At 72.6% G+C, this 12546-nt stretch carries 10 protein-coding genes; 1 reads left to right on the plus strand and 9 read right to left on the minus strand.

Going from position 1 to position 12546, the window contains the following annotated elements:
• Window positions 1–11: 11 nt before the first annotated feature.
• The 9 genes from ABZ707_RS28735 to ABZ707_RS28775 form a co-directional block, all read right to left on the minus strand.
• Window positions 12–2639: a polynucleotide kinase-phosphatase gene (locus ABZ707_RS28735; protein WP_360180410.1), complete on the minus strand. Its 2628-nt coding sequence runs from the start codon at window positions 2637–2639 to the stop codon at window positions 12–14.
• Window positions 2636–4261 carry a 3' terminal RNA ribose 2'-O-methyltransferase Hen1 gene (locus ABZ707_RS28740; protein WP_360180412.1) on the minus strand — a complete coding sequence of 542 codons (1626 nt, stop codon included), beginning with the start codon at window positions 4259–4261 and terminating at the stop codon, window positions 2636–2638. The genes ABZ707_RS28735 and ABZ707_RS28740 overlap by 4 nt, the downstream gene beginning before the upstream one ends.
• 27 nt (window positions 4262–4288) lie before the next feature.
• A complete protein-coding gene (mmuM, locus tag ABZ707_RS28745) occupies window positions 4289–5215 on the minus strand; it encodes a homocysteine S-methyltransferase (RefSeq protein ID WP_360180414.1) in 927 nt (308 codons plus the stop codon).
• A gap of 40 nt (window positions 5216–5255) precedes the next feature.
• A complete protein-coding gene (locus ABZ707_RS28750; protein WP_360180416.1) occupies window positions 5256–6179 on the minus strand; it encodes an LLM class F420-dependent oxidoreductase in 924 nt (307 codons plus the stop codon).
• Window positions 6180–6332: 153 nt separating this feature from the next.
• Window positions 6333–6866: a DUF6099 family protein gene (locus ABZ707_RS28755; protein WP_360180538.1), complete on the minus strand. Its 534-nt coding sequence runs from the start codon at window positions 6864–6866 to the stop codon at window positions 6333–6335.
• A gap of 143 nt (window positions 6867–7009) precedes the next feature.
• Entirely contained in the window at window positions 7010–7360 is a 351-nt protein-coding gene (locus ABZ707_RS28760; RefSeq protein ID WP_360180418.1) for a nucleotide pyrophosphohydrolase, read from the minus strand.
• Complete coding sequence (locus ABZ707_RS28765; protein WP_360180420.1) at window positions 7357–8499, minus strand: ATP-binding protein; 1143 nt, start codon at window positions 8497–8499, stop codon at window positions 7357–7359. Before ABZ707_RS28765 ends, ABZ707_RS28760 begins: the two co-directional genes overlap by 4 nt.
• Window positions 8500–8554: 55 nt before the next feature.
• Complete coding sequence (locus ABZ707_RS28770) at window positions 8555–8950, minus strand: cell division protein SepF (RefSeq protein ID WP_360180422.1); 396 nt, start codon at window positions 8948–8950, stop codon at window positions 8555–8557.
• Window positions 8951–9175: 225 nt separating this feature from the next.
• Window positions 9176–11299, minus strand: coding sequence for a glycogen debranching N-terminal domain-containing protein (locus ABZ707_RS28775; protein WP_360180424.1), 2124 nt, complete (start codon window positions 11297–11299; stop codon window positions 9176–9178).
• A 125-nt stretch (window positions 11300–11424) separates the two neighbouring features.
• Here ABZ707_RS28775 and ABZ707_RS28780 point away from each other — a divergent pair, with 125 nt between their 5' ends.
• A complete protein-coding gene (locus ABZ707_RS28780; RefSeq protein WP_360180426.1) occupies window positions 11425–12474 on the plus strand; it encodes a LacI family DNA-binding transcriptional regulator in 1050 nt (349 codons plus the stop codon).
• Window positions 12475–12546: the final 72 nt, after the last annotated feature.

A 12546-nucleotide genomic window follows, 5' to 3' on the forward strand; every position in this document is an offset into this window, starting at 1 on the left:
GGCACCGCGGATCACAGCCTCGGGTCCACCGGCTCCGACTCCAGGGCCAGGACCGCGAAGACCGCCTCATGCACCCGCCACAGCGGTTCGCCCTCCGCCAGCCGGTCCAGCGCCTCCAGGCCGAGGGCGTACTCGCGCAGCGCCAAGGACCGCTTGTGGCCGAGGGACCGGTCGCGCAGCCGCCGCAGATTCTCCGGGCGGGTGTATTCGGGGCCGTAGACGATCCGCAGATACTCACGGCCGCGCACCTTGACGCCCGGCTGTACGAGCCGGTCCTTCTTGTCGCGCACAAGCGCCCGCAGCGGCTTGACGACCATGCCCTCGCCGCCTCTCTCCGTCATCTCCAGCCACCAGTCGACCCCGCTGCGGACCGACTCCTCGTCGGCCGTGTCGACGATCAGCCGCCGGGTGACCTGGAGCAGACCGGTGGGGTCGTGCTCGACCAGCCTGTCCAGCCAGGCGAGCTGCTGGTCGTGCGGGACTCCGGCGAGGCTGCGCCCCCGCACCGCCAGCACCTGGAACGGCGCGAGGCGCACGCCCTCCAGGCCCTCCGTGGCCCAGCAGTAGCGGCGGTACGCGTCGGTGAAGGCGGCCGCGTCGGCGGCGCGGTCGCGCTGCGCCGCCAGCAGGGCCCCGGTCTCCACGCCCCTGGCCGCGGCGGCTTCCAGCGCCTCGGTCACCGCCGGGAAGGCGGCGCCGGCCGCGGCGCCCACCGCGGCGTACTGCGTGCGCAGCAGGCCGGTCGCCTTGAGCGACCACGGCATCAGCTCAGCGTCCAGCAGCACCCAGTCCGTGTCGAGTTCCTGCCAGAGTCCGGCGGCGGTGACCGCCGCGCGCAGCCGCTCCAGGATCTCCTCCGTGACCCCGGGGTCGTCGAAGAAGGGCCGTCCGGTACGGGTGTGCAGCGCGCCGGTCGGTCCGTCCACGCCGAAGCGCGCCCGCGCCGCCGCCGCGTCCCGGCAGACCAGCGCCACCGCGCGCGAGCCCATGTGCTTCTCCTCGCACACGACCTGGCCGACGCCGTCCGTCCGGTACTGGGCGAACGCCTCGGCCGGGTGCTCCAGATACTCCCCGCCGGAGGTCGCGGTGGGCGCCATGGTGGGCGGCAGGTAGGCGAGCAGCCTCGGGTCGACCGCGAACCGGCTCATGACCTCCAGCGCCGCCGCCGCGTTCTCCTCGCGCACCGAGAGCCGGCCGAGGTGGCGGGTCTCCACGGTCCGCCTGCCCCGGACGTCCGCGAGGTCCAGCGGGCGGCCCTCCCTGCCGCCGGGCGCCTCGGTGGCCAGCGGCTTGACCGGCTCGTACCAGACCCGCTCGGCCGGTACGCCGACGAGCTCGCGCTCCGGCCAGCGCAGCGCGGTCATCCTGCCGCCGAAGACGACTCCGGTGTCCAGGCAGATGGTGTTGTTGATCCAGGAGGCGTTCGGTACCGGTGTGTGGCCGTACACCACAGCCGCCCGGCCGCGGTAGTCCTCGGCCCAGGGGTAGCGCACGGGCAGGCCGAACTCGTCGGTCTCGCCGGTGGTCTCGCCGTACAGGGCGTGTGACCGGACCCGGCCGGAGGTACGGCCGTGGTACTTCTCGGGCAGCCCCGCGTGACAGACGACCAGCGCGCCGCCGTCCAGGACGTAGTGGCTGACGAGGCCCTCGATGAACTCCCGCACCTGGGCACGGAATCCGTCGTCCTCCTTCTCCATCTGCTCGATGGTCTCGGCGAGCCCGTGCGTGTACTGGACCTTCTTGCCCTTGAGCCAGCGGCCGAGCTTGTTCTCGTGGTTTCCCGGGACGCACAGGGCATTGCCCGACGCGACCATGCTCATCACGAGCCGGAGCACACCGGGGCTGTCGGGGCCGCGGTCGACCAGGTCACCGACGAAGACCGCGGTGCGTCCTTCGGGGTGGACGCCGTCCGCGTAGCCGAGCGCGCCGAGCAGGGTCTCCAGCTCGGACCGGCAGCCGTGGACGTCCCCGATGATGTCGAAGGGGCCGGTCAGATGCGCGAGGTCGTTGTAGCGGCGTTCGCGTACGACATCGGCGTTCTCCACCTCCCGCTCCCCGCGCAGGAGGTGCACCTTGCGGAAGCCCTCGCGCTCCAGTCCGCGCAGTGACCGGCGCAGTTCGCTCCGGTGGCGCTTGATGACATGCCGGGGCATCCCGGCCCGGTCGGGACGGCCGGCGTTGCGCGCGGCGCAGACCTCTTCCGGCAGGTCGAGGACGATCGCGACGGGCAGCACGTCGTACTCACGGGCGAGCCGCACGAGCTGCTTGCGGCCCTCGGGCTGCACATTGGTGGCGTCCACGACGGTGAGACGGCCGGCCGCGAGCCGCTTGCCGACGATGTAGTGGAGCACGTCGAAGGCGTCCCGGCTGGCGCTCTGGTCGTTCTCGTCGTCGGCGACCAGTCCGCGGCAGAAGTCCGAGGAGACAATCTCGGTGGGCTTGAAATGATTCCTGGCGAAGGTGGACTTCCCCGAGCCGGTGGCGCCGACGAGCACCACGAGGGAGAGATCGGGCACCGGGAGAGCGCGTCGGCCGGTGGTGGCCGCGGTGGGCACGGCTGTCGTGGCACCGGCCGTGCCGTCGGTGGTGGCCGTGCTGTCAGTGGTGGCCGTGCGGCCCGCCATGTCGTTGCCGGTCATCCGGTCCTTCCCTCCTTCGCGTATGTGGCAGCCGTGGCAGCCGTGGCAGCCGGAGTGTCTGTTGGGCCGGCCGGACGGCGGGCCGTGTCCGTCACGCCGCCGGCGTTCACGGCCCGCCGTCCCGCCGGTGCGGTCCGGATGTCCGTGGCCCCGTCGTCACTGAAGACAGCCATCTGGGTGGGCGGCCCCACCTCGGGGTCGACCGGTCCCACGGGCAGATGCGCCACCCGGTAACCGTGCCGCCGGCCGACCTCGTCGGCCCAGCCGCGGAATTCCTCGCGGGTCCACTCGAAACGGTGGTCCCTGTGGCGCGCGTGCCCGGCGGGCAGCGTCTCCCAGCGCACGTTGTACTCGACGTTGGGCGTGGTCACGATGACGGTCCTGGGCCGCGCCGAGCCGAACACCGCGTACTCCAGGGCCGGCAGCCGGGGCAAATCGAGATGCTCGACCACTTCGCTCAGCACCGCGGCGTCATACCCCTTGAGCCTCTTGTCGGTGTACGTCAGTGAGCCCTGCGTCAGCGTGACCCGGGCGGCCTGGCGCTCACTCATCCGGTCCAGCCTGAGCCGGCGCGAGGCGATGGTCAGCGCGCGTACCGACACGTCCACGCCCATGACATGGCTGAAGCGCAGGTCCTTCAGCAGTTCCCGGACGAGCCGGCCCTCACCGCACCCCAGGTCCAGCACCGTGCCCGCACCGGCGTCCCGCAGCGCCGCCAGGATCGCCTCGCGCCGCTGCTGGGCCAGGGACGGCTCCCGCTCCGGGTCCTCCGTGCCCGCCCCGGTCTCGTCGCCGTCCGGCCCCTCGGGGACCTCCTCCACGGCGTTGTCGATCGCCTCGACCTGGATGTCGTCGGCCTCGGCGAGCCGCACCAGTTCGAGCCGGTCCTGGGCCTGCCGGGTCAGACCCCAGCGACGGGCCAGATAACGGCTGACGATCAGACTCCGCTCGGGGTGTTCGGCCAGCCAGCCCTCGCCCGCCCGCAGCAGCTTGTCCACCTCGTCGGGCGCGACCCAGTAGTGCTTTGCGTCGTCGAGCACCGGCAGCAGGATGTAGAGCTGGCGCAGCGCGTCGGCGAGCCGCAGCTCGCCTTCGAGGACGAGCCGCACATAACGGGAGTCGCCCCACTGCGGGAAACGCTCGTCCAGCGCGATGGGCCGGGCGTCCACGGATGTCCAGCCGAGCGGCCCGAAGAGCTTGCGGACCAGCTCGGCGCCACCGCGCGCCGGCACGGCGGGCAGCTCGATCCGCAGCGGCAGCGGGTTCGCGGCCCGCTCGGGAAGCGCGGCGCAGACGCCGCGCAGCGCGCTCTTGAAGACCGCGCTCAGCGCGACCGCGAGCAGCGAGGAGGCCGCGTACGGACGGTCGTTGACGTACTGCGCGAGCGCCGCGTCGGGGGCGCCGCCCCGGCCCTTCCCCCTGCCCCGGCGCACCAGGGCCACGGGATCGACCTCCAGCAGCAGAGCCGCGGTGCAACCCGCTGACGCCTCGGGATACAGCACATGCGCCGTGCCGTGGGACGTGGAGAACGTCTGGGCCCGGTCGGGATGCTTGTGCAGCAGGAATCCGAGATCGGTCGCGGGACGTTCCGGGGTGCCGGTGGTGCTGATTGTCAGGAACACCCGGCCGAGTATTGTCCGTCCCGCCTGCTACGACCAGGGGTTTTCGTCCGCCGCCGCGCCTGTCAGCGCACGCAGCGCGGCGATGTCGGCGGGCCCGACCCGGCAGCATCCGCCGACCAGCCGGGCGCCCGCGGCCTGCCAGGCACGCACCCGGAGCGGATCGAAGGTGGGGTGCCCGTACCAGCCTCTCGCGGCCGCGTCCCACTGCTCGCCGCTGTTCGGATAGACGACCACGGGCTTGCCCGTGACCGCCGCCGCCACCTCCACGGCGTGGTCCGCGTCGCCCGGCTCACAGCAGTTGATCCCCACGGCGATCACCTGATCGTTGTCGGCCGCCGGAGCGAACGCGTCGGCGAGCGGCTGTCCGGCCCGGGTGCGCTCCCCGGCGATGGAGTACGAGAGCCACACGGGCACCCCGGAGCCTCCGGCCGCCCCCAGCAGCGCCACCGCCTCGTCGATGTCCGGCACGGTCTCCAGCGCGAGCACATCGGGACCGGCCGACGCCAGGATCTCGATCCTCGGCCTGTGGAAACGCTCCAGCTCCCGCACCGACAGCCCGTACCGCCCCCGGTACTCACTGCCGTCCGCCAGCATCGCCCCGTAGGGACCGACCGAGGCCGCCACCCACACCTCGCCCTCCCCGGACTCGGCCGCCCGGCGCGCCAGATACACACTGCGGGCCAGCAGGGTCCCCGCCCGGTCCCGAGACATCCCGCGCCGGGCGAAGCCCTCGTAGGTCGCCTGATAGCTGGAGGTGATGAGCACCTGCGCGCCCGCCCGCACATACGCCGCGTGGGCCGCCTCGATCTGCTCGGCGCCGTCGACGAGGAGGCTCGCCGACCAGAGGTCGTCGGACAGATCGCAGCCCTGGGCGCTCAGTTGGTTGGAGAGGCCGCCGTCAAGGACGACGGTCCCTGCGGCGAGGGCCCCGGCGAGTGTGCGGGCGGGTTTCACGGTTGCTCCATTACTCCGGTCCGAGGCGCCGGGGCCCGGCTCAGCCGAGCTGGGACTGAACCTGCGTGGAGATCAGTTCCAGATGGTCGAGGTCGTCCAGATCCATGACCTGGAGGTAGATCCGAGAGGAGCCGACCGCGCCGTACCGTCCGATCTTGTCGACCACCTCGGCGGGCGAGCCCGCCAGCCCGTTCGCCTTCAGCTCCTCCACCTCCCGTCCGATGGCGGCCGCCCGGCGGGCCACCTCGGCGTCGTCCTTGCCCACACAGACGACCAGCGCGTTGGAGTACACGAGATCGTCCGCCTTGCGTCCGGCCGTCTCGGCGGCGGCCCGTACCCTGCCGAACTGCCTCTCGGTGTCCTCGATCGAGGCGAACGGGATATTGAATTCGTCGGCGTACTGCGCGGTGAGCCGGGGAGTACGCGTCGCGCCGTGCCCGCCGATCAGGACCGGCACCTTGGCCTGGGCCGGCTTGGGCAGCGCGGGCGAGTCGGTGAGCTGGTAGTACGTGCCGTCGAAGGAGAAGGTCTTGCCGGTCTCCGTGGCCCACAGACCGGTCACAATGGCGAGCTGCTCCTCCAGCCGCGCGAACTTCTCCTTGGGGAACGGGATCCCGTACGCCTTGTGCTCCTCCTCGAACCAGCCCGCGCCCAGGCCGAGTTCCACCCGGCCGCCGGACATCTGGTCGACCTGCGCGACCTGGATGGCGAGCACACCGGGCAGCCGGAACGTCCCGGCGGTCATCAGTGTGCCGAGGCGGATCCGCTTGGTCTCACGCGCCAGCCCGGCCAGGGTGATCCAGGCGTCGGTGGGACCGGGCAGCCCGTCGGCGGCCCCCATGCGCAGGTAGTGGTCGGAGCGGAAAAAGGCGTCGAAGCCCAGGTCCTCGGTGGCCTTGGCCACCTTCAGGAGCGTCTCGTAGCTCGCCCCTTGCTGGGGCTCGGTGAAGATTCGAAGATCCATGCCCCCATCCTGCACCTTCGGCCGGCCCTCCTCGACACCGTCCCGGCCGGCGGTCGATGCCCCGTCGGCCCACCGCGCGGCGAAGCCCGGCCACCCGCCGCCCGGCCACCGGCCAGGTCTCCGTGGTGTCACCGCCGTGCCGGCCCGCCGGTCTCACCGGCGAAGAGCGCCGGGCGGCCCGTCCCGCGCCTGTCCCCGCTCGCGTGGCTCCCGTTGTGCCCGTTCCCGTGCCCGCTCACTCTCCCGGTCCATCGCCACGAGCCGGCGCAGCATCGCGCCCACCCGGTCGTTCGACTCGTCGGCCGCGTCGATCGCCTCGATGCACTGCCAGTACAGCCCCTCCTCGTCCGTCTCACACGCCAGCGCCACCAGCGCGATCCCGACCTCGCCCAACAGCTCCCCGAGTCCGGTCAGGGCGCTCCGCGGGTCCGCCACTCCGGAGAGCCGCCGCGCCCGTATCCCCGCGCTGCCCGGTCCCGGCTGATCGGGCAAGCCGCAGCCGCGTCCGCCCGCCTCACTGAGCTCTCGCGCCTCGCCCTTCAGCTCCTGCGGCCCCGTCTGCACAAGCTGGTTACCGATCACCTGCGCGAGGGCCTGGGCCTGCCATGCCTCCGCGATCACATCCAGCGCCTCAGCGCTCCCGGTCAGGGCATGCCGGCTCAGTCCAATGAGCCGCTCCGCGTCCATTCGCCGCCCCCGTTCGTACGACATCCTGCCCACTCACTCCACTACCCAGAGTGAGTGACCGGCGACTGAAAAGCCAGAGGTATGCGGAAATCTGGGGACAGCGGGCTCATTGTGCATAACTCCGTCACTCCACAGAGTGACGATCATGCCGAACTGGGCGGATCCGAGGGCGGTTTGGGGGGAAAGCGGTCCTCATTCCGGTCAATCTTCGCCGCGAGCGCGGCCAGCGCGTCGATCCCCAGCACCTCGCAGAACTGAAGGAGATACGCCAGCACGTCGGCGACTTCGTCCGCCACCCGATGAGCCGACTCGGGGTCCTCCATCACCCGTGCCGACTGCTCGGGCGTCAGCCACTGGAAGATCTCCAGCAGTTCCGACGCCTCCACGCTCAGCGCCGCCACCAGATTCTTGGGCGTGTGATACCGCTCCCAGTCCCGTGCCGCCGAGAACTCGGCCAGTCTGCGCTGCAGTCCCGCTACATCCAGTTCCGTCACGGGTCCAGGTCTACCACCGTCACTCCCGCCGCCGCGCGCGCGTAGGAGGCGTCCCCGACCGACCCCAGCAGCCTGAGATCGCCCTCCGCGCAGACCGCCGCGGCCAGCGAGAGCAGCTCCTGTGCCTGCCGCCGGTCCAGGCTCCGGTCGAATCCGTCGGCGAGGACCGTGAGCGACCGCAGTTCCTGAGGCACCTCGCCCACCCGGCCCGCCGCCAGCACCCCCGGACCGGTGAGCAGCACCAGCGCCAGCGCCAGATACCGCAGCTCGCCCTCACCGAGCCGTTCCACGGGGGTCGCCGCCCTGGCCCCGGAGGGGTCCCTGGCGAGCAGCGCCCGTACGGTGCCGTCGGCGAACCGCTCCACGGCCAGCTCCGTCACCGGTCCCGCGCATCCCGCCCGGACCGCCGCGGCCAGCCGGGCGTCCCGCCCGGCGCACCGGTCCCAGGTGCGCTCCAGTACCGCCGCCAGATTCTCGCAGTCCCGCCGCAGCCGCTCCTGTCCCATGGCCACCGGCCGCCGCATGAGCTGCGGTTGCGGATCGCAGACGAAGAGGGACCGGAGCGCCACCACGGTCTGTTCGGCGGCGGCGAGCACCTGCCGCTGTCCCTCCGTCCGGCCGGCGACCCGCAGCGGCAGCAGCGCGGTGGCCAGCCGGTCGTCGGGCAGCGGAGCGCGGGTCACGGGCACGGCGCCGGCCGTGTGCCAGGCCGCCTGTACGGCGCGGCGCCCGGGATCGCGCAGCGCGGTGGTCAGCAGCGTCCGGCCGCCGCCGGTCAGGCGTTCGCCGACGACACGCAGTTCGGGTTCGGCCTGGACGGCGAGATCGAGCCGTACGGGTCCGGCCGGGCCGTCGACGGTGCAGCCGATCCGGAAGCCGCGCCGCCCCTGTGCGTCGGCGGCGGCCCGTTCCGGAACGCAGGCCACCGGATCCGGGAAGACCTCCCGGAGCGCGGCGCCCGCGCCGAGCCGCGCGAGGGACTCGTATGCCCGCAGCGCCGTGGTCTTCCCGCTGCCGCTCGCCCCGGTGAAGAGCGTCATCGGTCCCAGCGGGAAGGCCGCGCCGCGGTGCGAGGTGAAGGCGGAGAGCCGCAGTTCGGTGACGGTGGGACGGGGGCGGACGGCTCGGATGTCTTCCATGGCCGGACCGTATGCGGGACAAAAGGCGCCGAACCGTTCCGCCTGGCCGTCCTTCCTACGATCGGGGGACGACGTCCGCCGCGATGCCCTCCACCTCCGTGCCATGCGGGGCCAGCAGGAAAACATTCTTGTCGACCCGGTGCATGCCGCTGCCCAGACCGAAGACCACACCGCTGCTGAAGTCCAGAATCCGCTTGGCCACATCGCTCTCGGCGCCGGTCAGGTCGAGCAGGACCGGGATCTGGGCGATGAGATGGTCGGCGACCTCCCGCGCGTCCGCGAAGACCTGCACCCGGAGGACGATGAAGCGGCGATTCTCCACCTCGTAGTCCCGGGGAAGCGCCCCGTGGTCGACCCGCGAGGGCCATTCGTTGCGGCCCCGCAGCGGGACGACCTGGGCCAGTCCCTCCCACTGCTCGTCGGTGACGTCGTACCCGTCGTACCTGCTCACCGGACCACCTCGCCCGCGCGCTGTGTCTGCATCGGGCCATCCTCCCGCCCCTCACCCGTTCGGCCCATCAGCGACACGGCTCCGCGGTGAATCCGGCCGAACACCGGGACGGACAACGGCCCATATCCGCCCACATGCACACACGGTCGTCCGCCCGAGTGCCCGGCCGCCGGCGGCGGAGCCACCGCCGGGGCGCGGTAGCCCGACCGTACCGGGCACGGCCCGTCACCGGGGCGTCGCGTGCTCCCTCTTCACCTCCAGGCCCGCCGGCGCCTCGATGTGCGCCGTACCGTCCGCGTCGACGGCGATGTCCAGACGGCCGCCCGCGATGTCGAACCCCTCCACCCTCAGCGGCCGGTACGCCTCCGCGAAGGCGGGCGCGACCGTGATCGTGCCGCCCGGGACATCGGCGGTGAGTCCCAGCACCGACTGGAGGACCACCACGGAGGAGGCCGCCGCCCACGCCTGCGGGCGGCAGGACGCCGGGTAGGGCGACGGAGAGGCGCCGCTCGCCGCGCCATGACCGGCGAAGAGCTCGGGAAGCCGCGCGCCGAAGCCCGCCGAGGCGGTCAGCAGGCCCTCGGACAGCGATGCGGCGGCGGCCGGGAATCCGGCCCTGACCAGCCCGTGGACCGCGATCGCGGTGTCGTGCGGCCAAATGGAACCGATGTGATAGCCGTACGGGTTGTAGCCCACCGAGTCGCTGCTCAGGGTCCGCAGACCATGGCCCGAGTCCAGGTCGGGCGTGCTCAGCCGGGCGGCCAGCAGGGCGCTCTCGTCCCGGTCGAGCAGACCCGTGCCCAGAAGATGGCCGAAGCCCGACGTGACCGAGTCCACCGGCCGCTTGTCCCGGTCGAGGGCCACCGCGGGGTAAGGACCGCGCTCGTCCTCCACCCAGAAGCTGCTCCGGAACCGGTCGCGCAGCCGGCCGGCCCACTCCTCCCACTCGTCGGCGCCCGGCCGGCCGAAGGCGCGCAGCAGATCGGCGCCGCCGCGCGCCGCCTCGTACGCGTACGCCTGGACCTCGCAGAGCGCGATCGGCGAGGCGGCGAGGCGGCCGTCCCGGTGCCTGATGGAGTCGCCCGAGTCCTTCCAGCCCTGGTTGGCCAGGCCCCGCCCGGTGTGGTCGATGTACTCCAGGAAGCCGTCGCCGTCCGCGTCACCGTGGTCGCGCATCCAGGCGAGGGCCGCTTCGGCGTGCGGCAGCAGCTCTTCGACCTGGTCGGGAGCGAGACCCCAGCGCCAGGAGTCGTGCAGCAGAGTGACCCACAGCGGGGTGGCGTCGACCGTGCCGTAGTAGCGGGCGGGCAGCGCGAATCCGTCGCTGAACCGCTGGGTGGCGCGGCGCACCTCGTGCAGGATCTTGCCGGGCTGCTCCTCGGTGTCCCGGTCGGAGACCGCGCCCTGACGGCGGGCGAGGGTGCGCAGAGTGCCTGCGGCCAGGCCGGTGCCCAGCGGCAGCAGCATCCGGGCCGCCCACAGGGAGTCCCGCCCGAAGAGCGTGAGGAACCACGGGGCTCCCGCCGCCAGGAACTGGTCGCCGGGGCGCTCCGGGTCGGCCAGCCGCAGCCGGTCGAGGTCGGCCGCCGACTGGCTCAGCCAGTGGTCGAAGCGCCGGTCCGCGCTGCGCAGCCGGGGGGTGCGCCAGGGCACACCGCCGGCCGGCGGCGCGGGGAACTGGTCACCGTCCTCGTGAGCCGCGTCACAGCTCAGTACGGCCGTCCACGCCGCCCCCGGCGCCAGCTCGATCTCGTACTCCAGCCGTCCCGTGTCCGGGTCGACGGCCGCGGGCGCCGGTGTGCTCGTGAGGCGTACGGCGAAGGAGTCGCGGGACCAGCCGAGCCCGTCCTCGGTGGCCGTGGCGGCGGCGGGCGGCTGCGCCTTTCCCAGCTTGACGCGCTCCATGGGCGCGAGGTCGGTGACGGCGGTGACGATCAGCCGGGCGCGGACGTGCCGGCGTCCTGCGTTGCCGACTTCGAGGGTCTCCTCCAGGTGTCCTGGGGTGACATGGCGCCGACGGTACAGCGTGACCGCCGGGTCCGGCGTCTCCTCGCCCAGCCCGCGCAGCACACCCCGGAAGGCCGCCCGGTCCGCGCCGTCGAGCGCTCCGTGTGCCGGGGCGATCGTGATGCCGTCGGCCTCGACGGTCAGCCGGGCCAGGGCTCTGCTGTCGCCGTGGTAAAAGCCGTCGGCGCCGCCGGTGATCTGCCCGTCCGGCCGCGAGACCGCGAAGCTCGGCGCGTACAGCGTCACGACGGCGTCGTGCAGGAATGGCTGGAGGCCCTCGGCCGCGGGGCCGGCCCCCGCGACGGAGTTCGTTATCTCGTGGGTCTTGACAGTCGTATCCAAAACAGCAGAACCTCTCAGGCATTGGAGCGTTCCAAGAAGCCTAACGACGACTTCAGGTCGTTGACAATGTCATTGGAACGCTCCAATCAACTCGTCCATACGCCGCACCGGTTCCGGAGACTGCCATGCCCCGCTCCCCCAACTCCCCCTCGCCCAAGGCGGGTCCGGTGACCCTGGCCATGGTCGCGAGGCGGGCCGGGGTCTCTCCGCAAACAGTCTCAAATGCCCTTAATTCGCCCGATCTGCTGCGACCCGAGACCCTGGAACGGGTCCGCCGCACCATCGAGGAGATGGGCTATCGCCCGCATCGGGCCGCTCAGACCCTGCGCACCCGCTCCAGCAAACTCATCGGCTACGGGATCCGTCCCACCGCCCCCGGCACCTCGGCCCCGGTCATGGACCGCTTTCTGCACGCCCTCTCCCAGACGGCGGACGAGGCCGGTTACCGGGTACTGCTGTTCGCCTCACCGCCGGGCACCGCCGGTCTCGACGGCTACGAGGAACTCCTCGACCTGCACCATGTCGACGGTTTTGTGCTGAGCGGCACCGAACGCGGCGACCAGCGCCAGGCGTGGCTGGAGAAGCGCGGTGTGCCGTTCGTGGGCTTCGGCCGGATGTGGTCGGGCCGGCAGATCGGTGACTGGGTGGATGTCGATGGCGCCTCCGGTACGGACGCGGCCGTCGAGCATCTCGTGGGCCAGGGCCACCGCAGGATCGCGTTCCTCGGCTGGCCGCGCGGCTCCGGGGTCGGTGACGACCGTGCCGAGGGCTGGCAGCGCGCCATGCGGCGGCACGGCCTTCCGGTCCGCGGCCGGCGGGCGCAGAGCGTCGACGACCTCTCCTCGGCACGGGCCGCCGCGGGACCGCTGCTCGACGCGGGCGCCACGGCGGTGGTCGCCGCCAGCGACATGCTGGCGCTGGGCTGCTACCACGCGCTGCGTGAGCGGAGCGCCGTACCGGGCAGGGATCTCGCGGTCGTCGGCTTCGACGACTCCCCCACCGCGTCGCTCCTCTCCCCCGGCCTGTCCACCGTCGCCCAGCCACTGGAGGCCGTCGGCCGCGAATGCGTCCGTCTCCTGCTGGCACGGATGTCGGAGCCCGGCGCTCCGCCCGAGCGCGTCCTGCTCGAACCGTCCCTCGTCGTCCGCGACAGCACGCCCGCACCGGGCCACTGAGCACCCCCTCTGCCCGCCCCGGGCGCCCCGGCACCGCCGCCGCCCCGGGCCCGTGATTCACGGCACGCCCTT

Origin of the sequence: Streptomyces sp. NPDC006923 (assembly GCF_040635655.1) — a bacterium.
Classification (GTDB): domain Bacteria; phylum Actinomycetota; class Actinomycetes; order Streptomycetales; family Streptomycetaceae; genus Streptomyces.